General features: G+C 63.8%; 19 protein-coding genes. 6 read left to right on the top strand and 13 right to left on the bottom strand.

The window, feature by feature from the left end; genetic code table 11:
* Nucleotides 1-36 precede the first annotated feature (36 nt).
* Nucleotides 37-1152, top strand: coding sequence for an efflux RND transporter periplasmic adaptor subunit (locus KUV26_RS04030; RefSeq protein WP_222507388.1), 1116 nt, complete (start codon nt 37-39; stop codon nt 1150-1152).
* Nucleotides 1149-4985 carry an efflux RND transporter permease subunit gene (locus KUV26_RS04035; RefSeq protein ID WP_222507389.1) on the top strand — a complete coding sequence of 1279 codons (3837 nt, stop codon included), beginning with the start codon at nt 1149-1151 and terminating at the stop codon, nt 4983-4985. Before KUV26_RS04030 ends, KUV26_RS04035 begins: the two co-directional genes overlap by 4 nt.
* A 250-nt stretch (nt 4986-5235) precedes the next feature.
* Here KUV26_RS04035 and KUV26_RS04040 read toward each other — a convergent pair whose 3' ends face one another.
* Together KUV26_RS04040 and KUV26_RS04045 are read right to left on the bottom strand one after the other, a co-directional pair.
* Nucleotides 5236-7065, bottom strand: coding sequence for an ABCB family ABC transporter ATP-binding protein/permease (locus KUV26_RS04040; protein ID WP_222507390.1), 1830 nt, complete (start codon nt 7063-7065; stop codon nt 5236-5238).
* A gap of 97 nt (nt 7066-7162) precedes the next feature.
* Nucleotides 7163-8809, bottom strand: a complete 1647-nt coding sequence (locus KUV26_RS04045) for a LysM peptidoglycan-binding domain-containing protein (RefSeq protein WP_222507391.1) — start codon at nt 8807-8809, stop codon at nt 7163-7165.
* Nucleotides 8810-8933: 124 nt separating this feature from the next.
* On the opposite strand from KUV26_RS04045, the gene KUV26_RS04050 reads away from it, so the two are divergent.
* A complete protein-coding gene (locus KUV26_RS04050) occupies nt 8934-9485 on the top strand; it encodes a TIGR00730 family Rossman fold protein (protein ID WP_222507392.1) in 552 nt (183 codons plus the stop codon).
* Here KUV26_RS04050 and rarD read toward each other — a convergent pair.
* The 10 genes from rarD to KUV26_RS04100 form a co-directional block, all read right to left on the bottom strand.
* Nucleotides 9422-10333, bottom strand: coding sequence for an EamA family transporter RarD (rarD, locus tag KUV26_RS04055; RefSeq protein ID WP_222507393.1), 912 nt, complete (start codon nt 10331-10333; stop codon nt 9422-9424). The genes KUV26_RS04050 and rarD overlap by 64 nt on opposite strands.
* Before the next feature lie 61 nt (nt 10334-10394).
* A complete protein-coding gene (locus KUV26_RS04060; protein WP_222503036.1) occupies nt 10395-10850 on the bottom strand; it encodes a host attachment family protein in 456 nt (151 codons plus the stop codon).
* A 4-nt stretch (nt 10851-10854) separates the two neighbouring features.
* Nucleotides 10855-11049, bottom strand: a complete 195-nt coding sequence (locus KUV26_RS04065; RefSeq protein WP_222503035.1) for a hypothetical protein — start codon at nt 11047-11049, stop codon at nt 10855-10857.
* A 153-nt stretch (nt 11050-11202) separates the two neighbouring features.
* Nucleotides 11203-11805, bottom strand: a complete 603-nt coding sequence (locus KUV26_RS04070) for a superoxide dismutase (protein WP_222507394.1) — start codon at nt 11803-11805, stop codon at nt 11203-11205.
* Between the two features lie 218 nt (nt 11806-12023).
* Nucleotides 12024-12398 carry a hypothetical protein gene (locus tag KUV26_RS04075; RefSeq protein ID WP_315900070.1) on the bottom strand — a complete coding sequence of 125 codons (375 nt, stop codon included), beginning with the start codon at nt 12396-12398 and terminating at the stop codon, nt 12024-12026.
* Between the two features lie 248 nt (nt 12399-12646).
* The gene (locus tag KUV26_RS04080) at nt 12647-13213 is read right to left on the bottom strand and encodes a sarcosine oxidase subunit gamma (RefSeq protein ID WP_222507396.1); all 567 of its coding nucleotides are present in this window, start codon (nt 13211-13213) and stop codon (nt 12647-12649) included.
* On the bottom strand, nt 13206-16238 hold the full coding sequence (locus KUV26_RS04085) for a sarcosine oxidase subunit alpha family protein (RefSeq protein ID WP_222507397.1): 3033 nt from the start codon (nt 16236-16238) through the stop codon (nt 13206-13208). The genes KUV26_RS04080 and KUV26_RS04085 overlap by 8 nt, the downstream gene beginning before the upstream one ends.
* Nucleotides 16239-16287: 49 nt before the next feature.
* Complete coding sequence (locus KUV26_RS04090) at nt 16288-16629, bottom strand: sarcosine oxidase subunit delta (RefSeq protein ID WP_222503031.1); 342 nt, start codon at nt 16627-16629, stop codon at nt 16288-16290.
* Between the two features lie 240 nt (nt 16630-16869).
* The gene (locus KUV26_RS04095) at nt 16870-17079 is read right to left on the bottom strand and encodes a hypothetical protein (RefSeq protein WP_222507398.1); all 210 of its coding nucleotides are present in this window, start codon (nt 17077-17079) and stop codon (nt 16870-16872) included.
* Between the two features lie 115 nt (nt 17080-17194).
* Nucleotides 17195-18439: a sarcosine oxidase subunit beta family protein gene (locus KUV26_RS04100; protein WP_222507399.1), complete on the bottom strand. Its 1245-nt coding sequence runs from the start codon at nt 18437-18439 to the stop codon at nt 17195-17197.
* Nucleotides 18440-18627: 188 nt separating this feature from the next.
* On the opposite strand from KUV26_RS04100, the gene ccmI reads away from it, so the two are divergent.
* The 3 genes from ccmI to KUV26_RS04115 are packed head-to-tail and all read left to right on the top strand — an operon-like array spanning nt 18628 to nt 20573.
* Complete coding sequence (gene ccmI, locus KUV26_RS04105; protein ID WP_222507400.1) at nt 18628-19866, top strand: c-type cytochrome biogenesis protein CcmI; 1239 nt, start codon at nt 18628-18630, stop codon at nt 19864-19866.
* A complete protein-coding gene (gene ruvX / locus KUV26_RS04110) occupies nt 19863-20336 on the top strand; it encodes a Holliday junction resolvase RuvX (RefSeq protein ID WP_222503027.1) in 474 nt (157 codons plus the stop codon). Before ccmI ends, ruvX begins: the two co-directional genes overlap by 4 nt.
* 3 nt (nt 20337-20339) lie before the next feature.
* A complete protein-coding gene (locus tag KUV26_RS04115; RefSeq protein ID WP_039169861.1) occupies nt 20340-20573 on the top strand; it encodes a DUF1289 domain-containing protein in 234 nt (77 codons plus the stop codon).
* 580 nt (nt 20574-21153) lie between these two features.
* On the opposite strand, the gene KUV26_RS04120 is transcribed toward KUV26_RS04115, so the two are convergent.
* Complete coding sequence (locus KUV26_RS04120; RefSeq protein ID WP_222507401.1) at nt 21154-21951, bottom strand: hypothetical protein; 798 nt, start codon at nt 21949-21951, stop codon at nt 21154-21156.
* Nucleotides 21952-21957 lie beyond the last annotated feature (6 nt).

Below are 21957 nucleotides of genomic sequence, written 5' to 3' on the forward strand. Positions count from 1 at the left end.
TCACGGGGCTAAAAATGAGAACAGGAAAGAGCCGACATGCGCATTGTACCGATACTGACCGCAGTGGCGGTCACCGCGAGCCTCTATCTGGTGGTTATCGAGCGCGACGACCTGATGGCCTTTGCCCGCGGCGAGAGCGCTTCGGACGCCGGCCAGGCTGACCCGGCAGCCGCTGGCGGCCAGCAGACTGCCCAGGCAGAAGAATCGCGTGTCGGCGTTGTGGCGCTGCGCAGCAAGGCGCGCACCATCGGCAATGCCGTGATCCTGCGCGGACAAACCCAGGCCATACGGCAGGTGGAGGTGCGGGCCGAAACCACTTCGACGGTGATTTCCGAACCGCTGCGCAAGGGCGCCCACGTCAAAAAGGGCGACCTGCTGTGCGAGCTGGATCCAGGAACCCGGCCCGCCACCCTGCTGCAAGCGCAGGCGCAGCTGAAAGAGGCCGAAATCAACCTCACAGCCTCCTCGAAGCTGTCCGAGGGCGGGTATGCTTCTGAGACCCGGCTGGCCTCGTCCGAGGCTGCCCAGCGGTCGGCGCAAGCAGCCGTGGCTGCGGCTGAGCGGGAGATCGCGCTTCTGAAAATCACCGCTCCGTTTGACGGGCTGCTGGAAAGCGACACCGCAGAGCTCGGCAGCCTGCTGCAGCCGGGCAGCCTGTGCGGCACGGTGATCCAGCTCAACACGATCAAGCTGGTTGGCTATGTGCCCGAGGCCGAGGTCAACAAGGTGTCGCTCGGCGCCACTGCGGGCGCCAAGCTTTCCACCGGCCAGCAAGTCCAAGGCGAGGTCACATTCCTCAGCCGTTCCGCCGATCCCACAACCCGCACTTTTGAGGTGGAGATCACCGTGCCGAACCCGGACCTGAGCATCCGTGACGGCCAAACGGCAGACATCGCGATCTCTTCGGCAGGGTCGCTGGCGCACAAGCTGCCGCAATCGGCGCTGACCCTCAACAACGAGGGGCAGCTGGGCGTGCGCGTTGTCGGAGCCGACAGCACCGTGGTATTCTATCCCGTGCAGCTTCTGCGGGATGAAGCGGACGGCGTCTGGCTAAGCGGCCTTCCGGAAACCGCGGACGTGATCGTGGTGGGACAGGATTTCGTGACCGAAGGCGTCGCCGTGGCGGCCACCTACCGGGAGACTGAACAGTGATTGGCATCGTCGATTGGGCCGCCGGCCGCGCCCGGATGGTCCTCGCCTTCATCGCGATTTCGCTGCTTGTCGGCGGCTTTGCCTACTCGATGCTGCCCAAGGAGGGCGAGCCGGACATCGAAATCCCGGCCCTGTTCATTTCGGTCCCCTTCCCCGGCATCTCCGCCGAGGATTCGGAAACCCTGCTGGTCAAGGTGATGGAGACCGAGCTTGCCGACCTCGACGGGCTCGACAAGATGACCTCCACCGCCGCCGAAGGCTATGCCGGGGTGGCGCTGGAGTTCGAGTTCGGCTGGGACAAGACCGCCATCATGGCCGACGTGCGCGACGCCATGGACAAGGCCGAGGCCGAATTCCCGGAAGGCGCCGAGAAATACTCGATCACCGAGATCAACTTCTCCGAATTCCCGATTGTCATCGTGAACCTGACCGGCGCGGTGCCGGAACGCACGATGGCGCGCATTGCCAAGGACTTGCAGGACGACCTTGAAGCGCTGGATGCGGTGCTGGAGGCCGGGATCGCCGGCAACCGCGACGAGATGGTCGAGGTGCTGATCGACCCGCTGCGGCTGGAAGCCTATAACGTCACCGCGCTGGAGCTGATCAATGTTGTGCAAAACAACAACCAGCTGATTGCCGCCGGCGAGGTGGAAACAAGCCAAGGCGCGTTTTCGGTCAAGATCCCCTCTTCCTTCGATGATGTGAAGGACATCTACCAGCTGCCCATCAAGACCAACGGCGACCGGGTGGTGAAACTGGGTGAACTGGCGCAGATCAACTTCACTTTCGAAGACCGCGAGGGCACCGCCCGCTTCAACGGCGAAGATACGGTTGCCCTGCAGGTCGTGAAGCGGAAGGGCTACAACCTGATCGACACCGTGAACCTGGTGAAGGCGACCCTGGAAGATTCCAAGGCCAATTGGCCGCCCGAACTGCAGGCCGCGGTCGAGGTCGGCACCTCCAACGACCAGAGCCGCGTGGTCGGCTCGATGGTCAGCCAGCTGGAGGGGTCGGTGCTGACCGCCATCGCACTGGTGATGATCGTGGTGCTGTCCGCCCTTGGCAGCCGGGCTGCGCTGCTGGTTGGCTTTGCCATTCCAACATCATTCCTGCTGTGTTTCGCCTTGCTCGCCCTGATGGGCATCTCGATCTCAAACATCGTGATGTTCGGCCTGATCCTCGCCGTGGGGATGCTGGTCGACGGCGCCATCGTGGTGGTGGAATACGCCGACAAGCGGATCAAGGAAGGCACCGGCCCGATGCACGCATATGTCGAGGCGGCGCAGCGGATGTTCTGGCCCATCGTGTCGTCCACCGCGACCACGCTCTGCGCCTTCCTGCCGATGCTGTTCTGGCCCGGCGTGCCGGGCGAGTTCATGGGCATGCTGCCGGTGACCCTGATCTTCGTGCTGTCGGCCTCGCTGGTGGTGGCACTGATCTACCTGCCGGTCATGGGCGGTGTCACCGGCCGCATCAGCCGCACCTTCGAGGGCGCCTCCCGGGCCCTGCGCATGATCGCGCCCTGGTGGCTGCGCGCCTTGCTGGTGCCGGTCTCCATGTGGGGCATGTTTGCAGGTGCGATGCAGATGCTGAATCCATCATACCTGCTAGGCGACGGCACCGGCCCGATGGCAGGAGTGCTGTTCGGCGGGCTGGTGTTCACCCTCGCCGCCTTTGCCACCTCGATCACTCTCAGCTCGGTCAGGATCGAGCGTGAGGAAAAGGAGGTTGCCCCCGGTTACCATCACACGCCGTTTGGCCTGGTCATCAAGTTCATCGCCGGCAATCCCGTTATGCCGGTGGTCACGATCGCTGCTGTCGGCTTTGCCATCATGACCGTGTTCTCGATGTTCAGCGAGAACAACTATGGCGTCGAGTTTTTTGTGGATTCGGAACCGGAACAGGCCACCGCCTATATCCGCGCCCGGGGCAATATTTCGCTGCATGAAAAGGACGAGCTGGTCCGCGCCGCCGAAGAGATCATTCTGGACCATCACGCGGTGATCAATGTGTTCTCCTTTGCCGGTGATGGCGGCCTGAACACCGACGCATCGGGCGCGCAGCTGCCGCCGGACACCATCGGCCAGGTTCAGTTCGAGATCATCCCGTGGGAAGAACGCCCCACCGAGAGCGAGCCGCTGGGCGGCTGGCTGGGCGGGGTTCTGAGCCAATACCTGGGGTTCGAGAAGAAGGTGATCGCCGAAGAATATGACGGCAACACCGTAATCGAAGAGCTGAATGCCGTGCTCGGCAAGCTGCCCGGCTTCGAGGTCGAGGTCCGCGCCCTGGCGCAGGGTCCGGCTTCCGGCAAGCCGGTGCATCTGCGGCTGCGCGGCGACGGCTGGGAGGATCTGACCGCGGCAACCCTGGCCGCGCGGGAGAAGTTCGAGAATACCCCGGGCCTGATCCTGATCGAGGACAGCCTGCCGCTGCCCGGCATCGACTGGCAGATCAACGTGGATGTCGAGAAGGCCGGCCGCTACGGCGCCGACGTGGCGACCGTGGGCGCAATGGTGCAGCTGGTTACCCGCGGCATCCTGCTGGACACCATGCGGGTCGACAGTTCGGATGAAGAGATCGAGATCCGCGTCCGCCTGCCGGAGGCAGACCGGGTGCTGTCGACGCTGGACAACCTCAAGGTCCGCACCGCGGACGGGCTGGTGCCGCTGTCGAACTTCGTGACCCGCCACCCGGTGCCGAAGCTGGCGCAGATCAACCGCATCGGCCAGGAGCGTTTCTATGACGTCAAGGCGGACGTTGAGCCCGGACTGAGCAAGGTTGTGATCGAGAATGCCGATAGCGGGGAAATGACCCGCCTGGCGGTCCTGAAGGAGCTGCCCGAAGGCGCTTCCGCCTCGGGCGACACCTTGGTTGCGCCAAACGGCAAGACCATGCAGCTGGCACAGCTCACCGGAGCCGCAAGCTTTGAGGAGGTGCAGGCCGCACTGGAAAATGGCGCCAAGATCAGCCCCGTGAACCCGAACGAGCGGATTGGCCTCCTGACCGAGTGGCTGAAGACCGACCCCCTTCCCCGCAGCATCGGCTGGGAATGGACCGGCGACCAGGAGGAGCAGGAGGAATCCGGCGCCTTCCTGTCCAAGGCCTTTGCAGGCGCGCTGGCGCTGATGTTCGTGATCCTGCTGGCCCAGTTCAACAGCTTCTACAATTCGGTGCTGGTGCTGCTGGCCGTGGTGCTGTCCACGACCGGCGTGCTGATCGGGATGATGGTGATGCAGCAGCCGTTCTCGATCATCATGACCGGGACCGGCATTGTGGCGCTGGCGGGTATCGTGGTGAACAACAACATCGTGCTGATCGATACCTATCAGGAGTTCAGCCAGCAGATGCCGCGGATCGAGGCGATCATCCGCACCGCCGAGGCCCGCATCCGCCCGGTGCTGCTGACCACCATCACCACGATGGCGGGCCTGACGCCGATGATGTTCGGCGTCAGCCTGGACTTCATCAACGGCGGCTACTCCATCGACAGCCCCACCGCGCTGTGGTGGAAGCAGCTGGCAACCGCCGTGGTCTTTGGGCTGGGCATCGCAACGGTGCTGACTCTGGTGGTGACGCCGTCGCTGCTCGCGATCCGGGTATGGTTCTCGACCTACATGCGCGCCTTGGGCCGGATGCTGTCGCGGATCACCCGCGGCCGTTCCAGCCGAATCGCGCAGGATTCCAAGCTGTTCAAAAAGGCGCGCCATTTGCCCACCACGGAAATTCAATGGATCGAAGACAAGCTGCCCGAGACCGGCGAACGCGAGGCTGGAACAGAAGAGGACGAGCCGCAGCCCCCTGCCCCCCGGGGACGCCTGCGGGCCGCGGAGTAATCAAACAAGCAAAAGCCCCGCTGCCGCGGGGCTTTTTCGTTTGCGGACAGCAGGTCTGCCACAGCGCAGAAAGCCTGCCGGTGGCGGCACACAGGCCCGGTTTTCTCTCCACCTGGGTATCGTTGTCCTCGGGACAGAGGCAGCCAATGGCCGCATAATCCCGCAACCGGCGCGCTTTGAGGGTCCGCTTCATCCGTCATGAGGGGCGTCGGCTGGGGGCGGACCGCATGGCGGTCCCTTGCCAGGCCTCTCAGGCCGCGTCCTGGTCCGCCTGCTGGCCTTGCCACAGCCGGGCGTAGCGCCCTTCGCGTGCCAGAAGCTCCTCATGCGTGCCGGTTTCGGCGATCTCGCCCTGCTCCAGCACCACGATCCGGTCGGCCTCGGCAATGGTGGACAGGCGGTGCGCGATGGTGATCACCGTGCGTCCCTGCCCGGCCCGCGCCAGCGCCTCCTTGATCTCCTGCTCGGTGTCGGTGTCCAGCGCCGACGTTGCCTCGTCCAGGAGCAGCACCGGCGGGTTCTTCAGAAGCGTCCGGGCGATCCCCACCCTTTGCTTTTCACCGCCGGACAGTTTCAAGCCGCGTTCGCCCACTTGGGTGTCGTAGCCTTCCGGCAGCGCCATGATAAAGTCGTGGATCTGCGCATCGCGCGCCGCCTGCTCGACCTCTTCCTGGGTGGCACCGTCGCGGCCGTAGGCGATGTTGTAACGGATCGTGTCGTTGAACAGCACCGTGTCCTGCGGCACCACGCCGATGGCCTGATGCAGGCTTTTCTGGGTCACGCCGCGCACATCCTGCCCGTCGATCTTCAGCGCCCCGCCGGTCACGTCATAGAACCGGAACAGCAGCCGTCCGATGGTCGATTTGCCGGACCCGGTGGAGCCGACAATGGCCACCGTCTGCCCCGGCTCCGCCTCCAGCGAGATGCCCTTCAGGATCTCACGGCCCGCATCGTAGGAGAACCGCACATTCTCGAGCGTGATCCGGCCGCCATTGACCTGCAACTGCTGTGCGTCCGCCCGGTCGCTCACATCCGCGGGCTGTTCCAGCAGATCGAACATCTCCCCCATGTCCACCAGGCTTTGCCGGATCTCGCGGTAGACGGTGCCGAGGAAGTTCAACGGAACCGTGATCTGGATCATGTAGGCGTTGACCATGACAAAATCGCCAACGGTCAGATCGCCGCGTTCCACCCCGATCGCGGCCATCACCATGACACCGATCAGGCCGGCAGTGATGATCACGCTCTGGCCGAAGTTCAGAAAGGCCAGCGAATATGCGGTCTTGAGCGCGGCCTGGGCGTAGCCCCGCATGGCGCCGTCATAGCGCGCCGCCTCGCGCTCCTCGGCGACGAAATATTTGACCGTTTCGAAGTTCAGCAGGCTGTCGATTGCCTTCTGGTTGGCATCGGTGTCCTGCTTGTTCATCTCCCGGCGCAGCTTCACCCGCCACTCGGTGACCGCAAAGGTGAACCAGACATAGAGCCCGATGGTGACGGCCACGACAACCAGATACCAGGCGTCGAACAGCACTGTCAGGATGACTGCCACCAGCGTCAGTTCCAGGATCAGCGGCCCAATTGAGAACAGCATGAAGCGCAGCAGAAATTCGACGCCCTTCACCCCGCGCTCGATGATCCTGCTGAGGCCGCCGGTCTTGCGGGTGATGTGATAGCGCATCGACAGACGGTGGATATGGGTAAAGGTCTCCAGCGCCAGGCGGCGCAGGGCGCGCTGCCCCACCGGGGCAAAGACCGCATCGCGCAGCTGCTGGAAGCCGGTGGTCAGGATCCGCGACAGGCCATAGGCCACGGTGAGGCCGACGGCCCCCAGCGCCAGCGGCGGCACGCCCTCGCCTGCCAGGCTGTCCACCGCACCCTTGTAGAGCATTGGCGTGTAGACCGCGATCAGCTTTGCCAGCACCAGCACCGCAAGCGCCAGCACCACCCGCACCTTCACCGCCCGGTTGCCCGCGGGCCAAAGGTACGGCCCCACCTTGCGCAGGGTGCGCAGACCGGACCGGCGCTCGTCTCGGGCTATTTCGGCTTGGCGCGGCGCGGCGGCCTGATCTGTCTGGGTCATGGCGGTTCCTGGCTAGACACCTCCAGATATTCACCTGTTCACGGTTTTGCGAGGGTCGGGCAGAAAAAACGCGCCGCAGAGGCGCGTTTTAGAATGTTTATTCCGGAATGGTGAACACCTGCCCGGGGTAGATCAGATCCGGATCGCGGATCGCACTGCGGTTGGCCTCGAACACCCGGACGTACAGGAAGCCGCTGCCGTATTTCTGCTGCGATATGGCCCAGAGCGTATCGCCCTTCTGCACCGTAACCGCCCGTACCAGCGGTGCTGGCCGGTCCGGCTCCGCATCGCCTCCGGGCTGCGGCAGGACCTCCGGCGCTTCGCGCTTGAACGGCGTTTCCAGACGGCTGACCACCTTGCCGGAACCCAGTTCGACTTCGTCCAGCCGGAGGGTGTAAACCCCCGGCGCCACATCAGCCAGTTCCCCGGTCCAGCGGCCGTCCTCAGCCGCGTCCAGTTCGGCAACCGGCAGATTGTCCACGTAAACCCGCACCCGCGACTTCGGCCGTGACCGGCCCGCAAGTTCGACACCGCCGGTGCCGTTATAGCTGATCGAATCCAGCGCCACTTCCGCGCTCAGCTCCGGATCGGCGGGGATCGCGGGCTGAACCACTTCAACCCCGTCCTCGTCTGCGCGCAGCACGGCAACCGCCTGCCCTTGCGGCTGCGGAGCGGCCGGGTCAGCGGCAGGCGCCGCACTGCCGGGTGCCGTTTCAGATGCGGCGGGTTCGGCTGCATCCTGCCCGGTGTCAGATGCGCCCTGCGCGGATGGAACTGCTTCCTCCGTCCCGGCCGCGGCTGACTTTTCTTCCAGGGATTCCTGTTCCGCCGCCTGAGCGGGCTCCGGCAGCTTTGCTGCAGCGACTTCGGAACTCAGCGCTGCAAGCTGATCTGCCGGGCCTTCCGCAGCCGTTTCCGCCGCCTCCTGCGACAGAGCGGCAGCCACCGGGCTGGCCGGCGCCAGGATGAAAGAGGCGCCGGAAGCGCTTTGCTCGCCCCCATGTTCGGCCATCAGCGAAACCACCCGGGCATCCGCACTGGGCTCAATCGTGGTCAGAGAGACAAATTCGCCGCCTTCCGGCACCTCAAGCTGTTCCAGAATTTCACCGTCGAGCAGGACCGAGATTTGCACCCCTTCCTGCGCCCGGCCCGCAATCACGGCGGCCCCATCGCTGTCCACCCGCACCAGATCCAGTTCCGGCGCCTGCAGCACAAAAATATCCTCTTTTGCGGCTTCGGTTTCCGGCTCAGGCCGGGCGCCCGCTGCGGTGTCCCCAGGGGCGGTCAAAGCCGCCAGTTCAGTGCCTTGATCCGGTGCTTCCGCTCCGGCGTCATCCGCGCCGGCCTCTGCCGTTTCGCCGTCATCACCGGCACCTTCCGCTCCGCTGCCGTCAGGCACAGCTTCGGCCTGATCTCCAGCCGCGATGTCCGACCCGGCGCTTTCCTCCGCCGCCCCGGCTACCGGCTGCGGGCCGTCTTCAACCGCTTCAACCTGATTGCTTGCCGCTTCCTGAACAGCCCGGTTCTGCAGCGGCTGGCCGGATTCGCCGCCGGTGCCGGAAAACGCCCCGTTGCCGTCCGCCGCCTGTCCGGCGGTCTTTTCGGTCACCACCGCGCCGTCGGGTGCTACAGTGCCAAACATCCCCAGCTGGTAAAGCACCACGCCGCCCACGACCACCACCGCGCCGGCAATACCGCCAAGTGTGAGGGCCCCAAGACCCCCGCTTCCCGATGCATCCGCCATTTCTTTCCCTTCGGCAATTGCGGAATGTGTCCTTCCGCTTAGTTGAGGGAATCTAGCAATCCAGCTATCACGGGTCAAAACACCAATTGGTTTTCACCTTGATATTCCACGGAAAGGCTGGCCGATGAGCATCAAATCCGTCTGTGTCTACTGCGGATCCCGCGCCGGGGCGCTGCCTGCCTACGCCGAGGCGGCCCGCGCATTCGGCGCCGCGCTGGCCGAAAACGGCATGCGGCTGGTCTATGGCGCCGGCGATGTCGGGCTGATGGGCGAAGTGGCCCGGGCGGCGCAACAGGCCGGCGGCGAGACCTTCGGCGTGATCCCCAGCCACCTGGAACGGCGCGAGGCAGGGAAATCGGATCTCACCACCTATGTGGTGACGGAGACCATGCACGAGCGAAAGAAGGTGATGCTATGGAACGCCGACGCAGTCGTTGTGCTGCCGGGCGGCGCCGGATCTCTGGATGAACTGTTTGAAGCCCTGACCTGGCGCCAGCTGGGCCTGCACTCGAAACCGATCGTGATCCTGAACATCGAAGGCTACTGGGACAAGCTGCGCGACTTGCTCGGGCATGTCACCGGCCAGGGCTTTGCCGGCCGGGAAACCCTGGATTATCTGATTTGGGCCGATACGCCCGTCGCCGCCATCGCCGCCCTGCGCGACGCCCGCTCTTGACGCAGGGCCGAAAAGGAGAACACCGCAACCGCGCTCCAGATCAACGCAAAGGCGGTGCCATGCCAGGGCGTGAAGGGCTCAGCAAAGACCAGCACCGCCACCAGGAACTGCAGCGTCGGGTTCAGGTATTGCAGCACCCCGACGGTGCCCAGCCGCACGCGCCGCGCGGCATAGGCAAACAGGATCAGCGGCAAGCCGGTCAGGATGCCGGAGAACATCAGCATGGCGGCGTCCCCGGGACCGCCCAGGAAACCGGCCCCGCCGGTCATCCAAATGATGGCCAGCGCAACCGGAAGCAGCAGAGCGACCTCCGCTGTGACAGACACCACTGGCCCAAGTGGTAATTGTTTCTTAACAACACCATAGAGAGCAAAGCTGAAGCTGAGCGCCAAGGGGATCCAGGGCGCGGCACCAAGCCCGAAGGACAGGACCGCCACTGCAAGCCCTGCCAGGAAAACCGCCACCCCCTGCGCCCGCGTCAGCCGCTCACCGAAGGCCAGCCGCCCCAGAAGCACGCTCAGCAGCGGAAAGACGTAGTAGCCGAGGCTTGCCTCGGTGGCATAGCCCAGTTGCACGGCCGAAATGAAGATAAACCAATTGAGAGAGATCATCGCCGAGGCAAAGGCCAAAAGCAGCGCGCTGCGGCGGGTGGAGAGCGCTGCGCCAAGCGCGCTTATACGGCCCTGGAACAGCAGAACAATCGCGAAAAAGACAAACGACCACAGCGCCCGGTGCGACAGGACCTGCTCCGGCGGAACATGCGACAATGCCTTGTAATAAATGCCGGAATGCCCCCAGACGGTGCAGGAGGCACAGAGTGCCAGAACGCCTTTTTGTGCCTCGCCCATGGTGTGCTCCTGCCCGGCTTTTGTCTCACAGACACCGGGCAGGCGCGCGGGTCAAGTGCAGTCAGCTGTGACGCAGCGCGTCTTTGACCATTTCCTCGATCTTGCCGATCTCATGACCGGTCAGGTTCTTGCTGATCTCCCCGATCACGCAGTCGCTGACCTCCTTGTGCAGGTTCTTGCGCAATTCGCCCAGGACCTCCGGGGCGGCGACCAGAACCAGCTTCTCGAAATCGCCGCGGTGGGCCATTTCGTACAGTTTGTCCGACAGGTCCTTGGCGAACCGCTCCTTGGCCAGCTCGTGCCAGTCAGTGTCATCCACTGCCGAGCGGTGCACGCTTGGACCGTCGTTGAACCGCCCCGGCCGGTTGGCTGATTGCTCCCGGTCAGAGGGGTTCTCCTGTTCGTCCTTTCGCCGCACCTGCAGATTGGGATTCTGCGCATCCGTGGTATTCTCAAGGAACAGCGCTTTTTCGCTGTCTGCAACCAGCACCCAGGTGCCCTGCGTCAGAGATGTCATGGTGTCACTCCTGCTCCTTCGATTTGGTCACTCGGGTCGAACCGGCCGGGCGTTCCTTGGCCCGTTTCAGCTCGTCTTCCGAGGCAATATCGCGCTGCAGCGTGCCGCCGGTTCGGCCTTGCTGCGAGATGGTCCCTTTCGCACCCGGAATCTCTTCCGTCTCTCGGCGTCCGTCTTTCGATCGTTTGCGTTCAGCCATGGGAGCCTCCTTTCGTTGCGCATGTAGGAAATCAACGCGCACCCGGAGGCCATTGTTCCTGAAACGCCCATGAAAAAGCCCGCGCAGCGATACTGCGCGGGCAATCTGTTTAATCCGGAACTTTCAAAGGAACCGGCTGCCATTCAAGCTGTCTCAGCCCAGGCGGGAGGCGACGTTTTCCCAGTTCACCAGATTGTCCAGGAAGTTGGACAGATAGGCCGGGCGCTTGTTGCGGAAATCGATGTAGTAGGAGTGCTCCCACACGTCGCAGCCCAGCAGCGCGGTCTGGTTGAAGCACAGCGGGTTCACGCCGTTTTCGGTCTTGGTGACCTTCAGGCCGCCGTCGGTGTCCTTGACCAGCCAGGCCCAGCCGGAGCCGAACTGGCCCGCGCCTGCGGCGGAGAACTCTTCCTTGAACTTCTCGACGGAGCCGAAGCTGTCCACCAGGGCTTTTTCCAGCTCACCCGGCATCTTGCTTTCGCCCGGGCCCATCATTTCCCAGAACTGATTGTGGTTCCACAGCTGGGAAATGTTGTTGAAGATGCCGTTCTGGGCGACCGCGCTTGCGTCATAGGTGCCCTTGATGATCTCTTCCAGCGACTTGCCGTCCCACTCGGTTCCGGCGATCAGCTTGTTGCCGTTGTCGACATAGGCCTTGTGGTGCAGGTCGTGGTGGTATTCCAGGGTTTCCGCCGACATGCCTTTGGCGGCCAGTGCGTCGTGTGCATAAGGAAGATCGGGAAGTTCAAAAGCCATTTGGGCCCCCTGTGAAAAATGTTTGCGTTCCTGCGCAGATACATGCTGTTTGCGCGCTATCAGGTCAAGGGGCCACCGGTGCATTTCCGCGCAAGGCCCATGTGCAAAATCGCCGCCTCCGGCATGGCGGCACACCGTTTGTGCTCAAACCAGCCCTTGCCCCCTTTTACAGCCAGGGGACCTGATCCTGGCAAGATGGTAATCCAGGTTTCAGCAGCTCAACCTGCGTTCTGCGCCAGCAGCGGCAGGTCGTGTTCCCATTTGCACTGGCCGCTTCCGCGCGGCGGTGAGCCGCTTTGTCCCGCCCGCACCACCTGCAAGCTCATCTTCAGGTTGGCGGTGTTCAAGACCGCCCGGTACAGCGGCTGCGGACGCCCGGCATCTTCCGATACAGCGAGATGGGGCATTGTCCAGTTCAGCGCATAGGAGGTGCTGCTGTGCCGCACCACCCTGGCGCGGACTGGAACCTCAAAGGCCTTGTCAGTGACTTCGGCGGCCTTGAAGTCATCGGTGAATTGCAAACTGACCTGGCCAGGGATCCAGGCATCGCCGGAAAGCGGCTCAATACCGCAGTGAAAGCTGTGGCCCGCCACGACAGGCGCCCCTGAGAGCGTGAAAAAAAGTGCAAATATTCCGCTTGTCCGCAGACCCATTGGCAGCTCCCTGAAACCTCATCGCGCGGCCCCTCCCCCCAGAGGAAACAGCTTGAAATCAACCTCTTGCCAAATATGCAAAGGGAACCTTCCGGAGGCCAGAACCACAAAAAACGGTGCCCCGGAAGAACTCCAGGGCACCGTAAATGACGCGTAAAGGCGTCACAAGCATAAAGCGAGTGAAAATTTTAGTAAACACCCACTTTACTTTGCGGATGGGCCGCAGTGCTCAGCAGTTTGAACACATATTCACCGACCGAGCGGAAGCAGATGATGTAAAAGCTGCCGTCCTCGTTCAGCCAGAAGGCGCCGGCCACCTGCGCCAGGCGCGAGCGGCGGAACTGCCCGGGCTTGAAGGCCGCGGCGTCGAAGTCAACCGGGCTCACCTTGCCCAGCACTTCGCGCGCCCCTTCGCCAGACAGGCGGAAGAACCCGCGGGCGTCGGAGACGTTGACGGCGAGCGCGTGCTCGCCCTTCAAGGCTTCGGCCACCTCGGTGGTCTTGGCAACCGCGTCCTCGTAAGGCACCAGCAGCAGCAGCTCGTCCGGGGACATCCAGGCCGCGGCGCCGTTTTCGGCAACGGTGATGGCGCCCCGGGCCGGAACCTCGGCGCCGGTGGCAGCCTTGACGGCCGCCTTCAGCGCTTTGGAGTCCAGATCGCCGCGCAGGGTGATCATCCCCTGCAGGCCGGCATCCTCGACCTTGGCCAGCCCGGAATACTGGGCGCCGTTCAGTACGGAAACAGCCTTAGACATTCTGCTTCTCTCCATCCTTGTCGTAGAAGACCGGGTCAACGATCTTGGCTTTGTAGGTCTTGCCGTCAGTGCCCGGGAACTCGATCACTTCACCCATCCGCTTGGGACCGTGCTTGACCAGGCCCATGGCGATGCCGCGGCCCAGGGTCGCGGAATGATAGGTCGAGGTCACCCGGCCGATCATGTTGCGCTGGCCGTTGGCGTTGACGCCTTCACCCACCGCATAGGCGCCGTCCGGCAGCACCGAACCGTCCACGGTTTCCAGGCCAACCAGCTGCCAGCGGTCCGGGTCGACCATGTGCGAGCGCGCTTGCGCGCGTTTGCCCAGGTAGTCTTCCTTCTTCTTCGACAGCGCCCAATGCAGCCCCAGATCCTGCGGGATCACGGTGCCATCGGTCTCGTCGCCGATCATGATGAAGCCCTTCTCGGCGCGCAGGATGTGCAGGGTCTCGGTGCCGTAAGGCATGACGCCGAATTCCTTGCCCGCTTCCATCAGCGCATCCCAGAACGCCTGGCCCTCGGAGGCCGCAACCGCGATCTCGTAGGACAGTTCGCCCGAGAAGGAGATCCGGTAAGCCCGGGCGTCGAATTCGCCGATTTTGCCGTCGCGCCATTCCATGAACGGCAGCGCCTCTTTCGAGACGTCCATGCCGCCGCCAGCCGCCGCGTTCAGCTTCTCCAGCACCTTGCGGGCGTTGGGGCCGACCACCGCGATCTGAGCGTACTGCTCGGTCACGTTGGCAACATAGACTTTCCAGTCCCACCATTCGGTCTGCAGCCACTCTTCCATCCAGCCGTGGATGCGCTCGGCGCCGCCGGTGGTGGTGTGGCACAGCCAGGTGTCCTCGTCGATGCGGGCTACCACGCCATCGTCCATCAGGAAGCCGTTCTCGGTGCACATCAGGCCGTAGCGGCATTTGCCCGGCTTCAGCGTGGACATCATGTTGGTGTACATCATGTCCAGGAACTTGCCTGCGTCGGGGCCTTTCACGACCAGCTTGCCAAGGGTCGAGGCATCCAGCAGGCCGAGGTTCTCGCGGGTGTTCTTCACCTCGCGGTTCACCGCGGCATGACGGTCCTCGCCCGGCTTGTTGATGGAGAACGGACGGCGCCACTGGCCGACTGGCTCCCAATCCGCGCCGTTCTTGTCGAACCAGTCGTAGATCGGCGTCTTGCGCACCGGCTGGAAGATCTCGGCCCGTGCTTCACCCGCGATCGCGCCCAGCGAGATTGGGTGGTACGGCGGACGGAAGGTGGTGGTGCCCACCTGCGGGATTTCCGAGTTCAGGCTGTCGGCCAGAATGGCCAGGCCGTTGATGTTGGACAGTTTGCCCTGGTCGGTGGCCATGCCCAGCGTGGTGTAACGCTTGGTGTGCTCGACGCTCTCGTAGCCTTCGCGCGCAGCCAGTTGCACGTCCGACACTTTCACGTCGTTCTGATAGTCCAGCCAGGACTTCATGCGCAGCTTGACGTCTGCCTTTGCAGGCATCAGCCAGACCGCTTCCATGCGGGCTTCTTCCTCGGCTTCACCCTTGGCAGCCGTCACGGATTTTGCCGGGAAGCCAGCTGCTTCAGCCGCCTTGGCGCCAGCCGCGGCTGCGTCTTCCAGCAGCGCGCCCAGGCCGAACTCGCCATTGGCGGCACCGGCCGGCACCACAAAGCCCTGGCCGTTGTCGCCAAGCGGCGGACGGGAGGCGTCGGGGCGGAAGTTGGCGTTCACCTCGTCCCAGATCAGCTTGCCGCCGCAGTGGGACCACAGGTGGACCACCGGCGACCAGCCGCCGGACATGGCAACCGCATCGGCCTGCACGACTTCACGCGCGCCGCCCTCGCCGTTCTGGGCGCAGATGGCGACCTCGGTCACGCATTTGCCGTCCTTCACCTTGGCGATGGCGCGGCCCAGTTCGACCCGGATGCCCTTCTCGCGGACCGCTTCCATCAGCGCGCCGCCGCCGGTTTCGCGGGTGTCGACCACGCGGACCACTTCGACGCCTGCGTCATGCAGCACCAGAGCGGTGCGGTAGGCGTCGTCGTTGTTGGTGGCAACCACGACCTTCTGGCCCGGGTTGATGCCCCAGTTCACCACATAGTCGCGCATCGAGGCTGCCAGCATCACGCCGGGTACATCGTTGCCAGCAAAGGACAGCGGGCGCTCGATCGCACCGGTTGCGGTGACGATCTGGCTCGCACGGATCCGCCACAGGCGGTGGCGCGGCCCGCCCTGGCCCGGTGCATGGTCGGTCAGGCGCTCATAACCCAGGGCATAGCCGTGGTCATAGACGCCGGAGCCCATGCAGCGGTCGCGCAGGGTGACGTTGTCCATCGCGCGCAGCTCTGCCAGGGTCTTTTCGATCCAGACCTCGGGCGCATCGCCATCAATGGTGCCGCCGTCGACCGGTGCGCGGCCGCCCCAGTGGCCGTTCTGTTCCAGCACCAGAACCTTGGCGCCCGACGCCGCAGCCGCCTTGGCCGCCTGCAGGCCGGCAACGCCGCCGCCGATGACCAGAACGTCCGCGAAGAAGTAGAAGTGCTCGTAGGTGTCGGCGTCCTTCAGCTCCTTGTCGGGGGCTGCGCCCAGACCTGCGGACTTCCGGATGATCGGCTCGTAGACGTGTTTCCACAGCGGACGCGGGTGGATGAACATCTTGTAGTAGAAGCCGGCCGTCAGGAACCGGGACAGCTTGTTGTTGATCGACAGGACGTCGAACTCCAGGCTGGGCCAGTGGTTCTGCGACTGCGCGGTCAGGCCGGAAAACAATTCGGTGGTGGTGGCGCGCTGGTTCGGCTCGTAACGGTCGCCCACACCCAGCTGCATCAGCGCATTGGGCTCTTCCGAACCGGATGCGACAACGCCGCGCGGGCGGTGGTACTTGAACGAGCGGCCCATCATCACCTGGCCGTTAGCCAGAAGTGCGGAGGCCAGTGTATCGCCGGCAAAGCCCTTCATGGACTTTCCGTTGAAGGTGAAGGCGATCTGTTTGGAGCGGTCGATCAGCCGGCCGTGCTTGGCAAGACGCGTGCTCATGGGCGCAGACCTTTCAAAAGAAAAGCGGGTGTTTCAGTCAGGCGGCGGATCATTTCTGGCCGTCCGCAAATTCGCGCCAGGTCCAGCCCGGGCGTTTGGCAGCGATCTTGTCCTTGATCTCCTGCGTCGGCTCGCTGGTCTGGGCGGTGTAGGTGCCGAAGACCTCCAGCGTCATGGTGCAGCGGGCGGCATGGAACCACTTGCCGCAGCCGTTGGCATGGCGCCAGCGTTCGAAATGAACGCCTTTGGGGTTTTCGCGCATGAACAGGTAGTCATGGAAGTCATCATCCGAGGAGCCGGGGCCAAAACGCTTCAGATGCGCTTCGCCGCCTGCGGCCAGTTCGGTTTCTTCGGCTTTGACGCCGCAATAGGGGCATTCAAGGATCAGCATTTTGCATGCTCCATCGAGAGGAATTCAGCGGCGCCGGAGCGACAGCGCAGCCCCGGGACCGCGCGCGCAGGCGCAGCCCGGCGCGCAGATGCGGCGCCCTTGGCACGTTTATTCAGTTGTGGGTACAGACCCGCACTCTGCCGCAGAACGGCAGAAGCATCGGCAACAGGCACCATCCGGGCCGGAACGGTGCCGCCGGAAACCGGCGCGCCGCCGCAACGGGCGGCGCGCCCGATTGCGTTATTGACCGGAGCCTTCGACTTCGCCTTCGATGGCGCTACCGTCCGGCAGTTCGATGCGCAGGTCAGGCTCGTCGACCGGGTTTTCGCCGCCAAGGACGAACCACCCGATGACCGCGAGCGCGACGACCACGCCGCCAAGGATGAACGCGAGCGCACCGTTGCCGGAGCCGGAGCCGGACCCGGAATCGTTGTGAATTTCGTCAGACATGAGAACCTCCTGTGCAGATTGCAGTCCGGGGCCACAACGCCCGGACCTGCACGAAAGTTCCCCGCCGCAGCATGCCGCGCTGACGGCAAGCTGGACAGTGTCAGGTCGAGGTTCATCAGTGCGCCACCCCCGCGGCGACGCTCTCGTCGATGAACTTGCCTTCTTTGAAGCGGTTGATCGAGAACTCCTCGGTCAGCGGCGAATGGCCGGTGGCCATCAGCTCCGCCATCGCCCAGCCCGACCCCGGGATCGACTTGAAGCCGCCGGTGCCCCAGCCGCAGTTGATGAAGCAGTTCTGCACCGGAGTCTTCGAGATGATCGGAGAGCGGTCGCCGGTCACGTCCACGATACCGCCCCACTGGCGCAGCATCTTCAGGCGGCTGACCATCGGGAAGGTTTCTACCAGCGCGCGCACGGTTTCCTCGATGTGATGGAAGCTGCCGCGCTGGGTGTAGTTGTTGAACCCGTCGGTGCCGCCGCCGATCACCATCTCGCCCTTGTCGGACTGGGACATGTAGCCGTGCACGGTGTTGGCCATCACAACCACGTCCATGCAGGGCTTGATCGGCTCGGAAACCATCGCCTGCAGGGCCACGGATTCCATCGGCAGGCGGAAGCCCGCCATTTCCGACAGCACCGAAGCGTTGCCCGCAACGATCATACCGATCTTGTCGCAGTCGATCGGACCCTTGGTGGTGTCGACGCCCACGGTGCGGCCGTTCTCAACGCGGACGCCGGTGACTTCGCACTTCTGGATGATGTCCATGCCCATGTCGGAGCACGCGCGCGCATAGCCCCAGGCCACCGCATCGTGGCGGGCGGTGCCGCCGCGTTCCTGCCACAGGCCGCCCAGCACGGGGTAGCGGGGGCCGTGCAGGTTGATGATCGGCACCAGTTCCTTGACGCGCTCCGGGGTGATCCACTCGGTTTTCACGCCCTGCTGCTGGTTGGCATGCGCGGTGCGCTTGTAGCCGCGGATTTCATGCTCGGTCTGCGCCAGCATGATCACGCCGCGCGGGCTGAACATCACGTTGTAGTTCAGGTCCTGCGACATGGTCTCGTACAGGCTGCGCGCCTTTTCATAGATCGCAGCCGAGGGATCCTGCAGGTAGTTCGAGCGGATGATGGTGGTGTTCCGGCCCGTATTGCCGCCACCCAGCCAGCCTTTCTCGATAATTGCGACATTGGTAATGCCGAAGTTCTTACCCAGGTAGTAGGCAGTGGCGAGGCCATGCCCGCCCGCCCCGACGATGACAACATCGTAGTGGCGTTTGGGTTCCGGCGAGCGCCAGGCGCGCTCCCATCCGGTGTGATAGCGCAGGGCTTCCCGCGCAACAGCAAAGACTGAATAGCGTTTCATGAGCGAATCCGATGGTTCGTGTCTGTTAGCGGGTATGCCCGAAACGCATGGCAGCCCCGCGCCGTTTATCGCCCTGTTTCTGCGTTATTGCGACATATGTAACAGACGCTTTACGACAGGCCGCGGCAGATTGGCCCTTTTGTTCGCCGGTACCCGCATATAGATGAAAGCCAAACTTCGGAGACGGCATGGTTTTCTGGACAGTCACCGCCCTAATCGCTTTATCGGCAGCCCTGCTGCTGGCAATGATCCTCATCCGCGCCCGTGAGCAAGGCGAGCCGGCCGCGGCCTACGACCTGAGGGTCTACCGCCAGCAGCTGCGTGAAGTCGACAAGGATCTGGCCCGCGGCGTGATCGCCGAAGCCGACGCCGAACGCATCCGCACCGAGATCTCCCGCCGCATCCTGGCCGCAGACGCCCAGGTGCAAAAAAGAAAGTCCGGCCCGTCCCAGCCGCGGGGGCTGTCGCTGGGCTTTGCCATCGCTGCGGCTGTCTTGATCACCGGCGGAACCCTGGGCCTCTACTGGCAGCTGGGCGCGCCGGGCTACAGCGACCTGGGCCTGCAGGACCGCATCCGGATGGCAAGCGAACGCGCCGAGAACCGGCCCTCTCAGGCCGAGGCCGAGGCCGAAGTTCCGGCAATCGGGAAGCCGCAGGTGGAAGAAGGCTACATCAAGCTGGTCGAACAGTTGCGTAAGACCGCAGGCGAGCGCGAAGACGATGCCCAGGGCCAGGCCCTGCTGGCCCAGCACGAAGCCAATCTCGGCAACTTCAAGGCCGCCTATGAAGCCAAGACCAACTATATCCGGCTGGCCGGGGGCAAAGTGAACGCCCGCGACTTCACCGAGCTGGCCGAACTGAAGATCATGGCGGCCGGCGGCTATGTCTCCCCCGAGGCGCAGACCGACCTGCAGAAGGCCCGCGCAATAGACCCAGCACACGGCCCCGCCCGTTACTACTGGGGCCTGATGCTGGGCCAGATCGGCCGCCCCGACCTCGCCTATCGCGAATGGGCCGCGACCCTGCGCGACGGCCCGGCGGACGCGCCCTGGGTCAAGGGCATTCAGGGCCAGATCGAGGAAATGGCCTTCCGGGCCGGGGTCGAATACCGCCCCATCACCCCCGGCGGCGGCACTGCCCCCGCCCTGCCCGGCCCCAGCGCCGAAGACATGTCCTCTGCCACCGAGCTGTCCGCTGAGGAACAGCAGGAAATGATCCGCGGCATGGTCAGCCGGCTGTCAGACCGTCTCGCCAACGAGGGCGGCTCGGCCGAGGAATGGGCCCGCCTGATCGGCGCCCTGTCGGTGCTGGGCGAAACCGAACGCGCCCGCACCGTCTATGACGAGGCCCGCGGTGCGTTCGAAGCCGACACAGAGGCGCTGGCACTGCTGGAAACCATAGCTGCGCAGGCAGGACTTACAGAATGATCCACGACGCTTTCGAAGATTTCGCCGCCGCCCTGCCGCCGATGAGCGCGCTGATGGGGCTGGACCTCGGCACCAAGACCATCGGCGTTGCCGTCTCCGACCGTATCGGCGCGGTGGCGACGCCGCTGGAAACCGTGAAGCGCAAGAAGTTCTCAGCAGACGCCGCGCGCCTCTTGGAAATCATCCAAGCCCGCGACATCAGCGGCATCCTCCTCGGCCTGCCCCGCAACATGGACGGCACCGAGGGCCCGCGCTGCCAATCCACCCGCGCCTTTGCCCGCAATCTGATGCAACTGACCGATTTGCCGATCAGCTTCTGGGACGAGCGCCTCAGCACCGTGGCGGCAGAAAAAGCGCTTCTTGAGGCGGATACGACACGCAAACGCCGCGCAGAGGTTATCGACCACGTCGCGGCCTCCTATATCTTGCAAGGCGCATTGGACCGGATGCGGCATTTGAAGAACGGGTGAATGATGACTGACGACGTTTGGAAACGGGACGAGATCCAATCCCCCTGCATCAAGATCTGCGTCGTCCACCCCGAGGCCCGTATCTGCACCGGCTGCTACCGCTCCATCGACGAGATCCGCGACTGGTCCAAGATGACCAACGAGGAACGCGCAGGCATCATGAACGACCTGCCCGCCCGCGCCAGCAAACTGGTCAAGCGCCGCGGCGGACGTGGCGCGAGGTTAAAGCGCAGTTAAGCATGTCGCTCAAAAGTGGGAACCGGTTTTGAGCTTCTCGGACATGCGTAATCAAACAGCTAACGCGGCGAGCGGTGAGGTAACCGTTTGCAAACCATGCGGAATAAGCACTGACCCAATGTTTCGCGCGCGAAACATTGGGATAGGATTGCTGACCTATCTGCAGAGGGCGAAAGCCTAGCGGTTAAGTAACGCCGTAGCGGTGGAAACTAGCAGTTTTTCGCGGCCAATCTAGCCTCGGGAAACAAACCTCTTCACGTCATAGAAACCCACCCCTGCCAGCAAAGGCAGAAACGACCACACCAAGTATGGGACAAGATAACTTGATCTACTTTGCAGGTAGTAGTCAGGCTCATATACCACATAGTAAACCAAGCCAGCTTGGACAGCCGAAGCAATAACAAATAGCTTTGCAAGCCACGGCAGCCCTCCTTTGTTCTTTAAGTACTCAGCAAACTCTGCTTGGCTTGGCATTTGAAGAACCTCTACTTCCTAAGTCCGCCCAGTGTTGAAACAATCTCACGACACGCTCTGAATGTGCTTAGCAAGCGGCTGACTGTTGAGGCAAGAAACTACAACCTCACCCCTCCGCCAGCCACCCCTTGGTCCAATCCGCCAACTCCGGGCGGAAATAGGCGATCATCCGGCCCTCCACCGGCGCGCTTGCCCCCTCAGCCCAGGGCGCAACCCCGTGCAGGCACAGCCGGTGCATCAAATAGGATTCACCAGGCTTGGCGTGAACGGTGATCCGCGGGCAGGTCTCGAACACCTCGGCGCGGGCTGCCGTGTAGGCATCGGTCACATCCACGTCCGCCCAGTCCGCAGGCGATACCCCCTCGAACGCGGCGGCAAAGGCGCGCCGCATAATGCGGTGGCTGCCCTCCCAGACCGACAGCGGCGCCGCATCCGGGCTGCTGTCATTCAGCGGGATGCCCAGCACCCAGGCATGCGGCTCCTCCACCTTGCGGCGGCGGTGCTCGCCATACATCTTCACCCCGTCCACATGTGCCGCGTCGCGTTTGACTCGGTAGCGGAAGGCGGCCTCGCCCTCACCCGGGCGCGGGCGCGGATAGCCGGGAAAAACCGAGGACACCTGCGCCCGGTGCAGGTCCGGAATCGGGCCGTGGTTCTGCGTAATAAACTCAATCGGCACCCCCGCCAGCGGCGGCCCATCGGGCAAACGGCCCTGCGCATCATTCGGCAGTGCATCAACGCCGATGAACCAGGTGCGCTCGCACTGGAACCACTCGGCGCAGGCCGGATCCTCCAGCGAGGCCACTCCGTGCGGCAGGGCATCCGCCGCCCAGGCCGCGATCTGCGGATCATGGCCGAACCGCACCCAGCCCTTGTCCTGATACTGTGTAAACGGATCCTGCATCTTCAC

Origin of the sequence: Leisingera daeponensis (assembly GCF_019801465.1) — a bacterium.
Taxonomy (GTDB): Bacteria; Pseudomonadota; Alphaproteobacteria; order Rhodobacterales; family Rhodobacteraceae; genus Leisingera; species Leisingera daeponensis_A.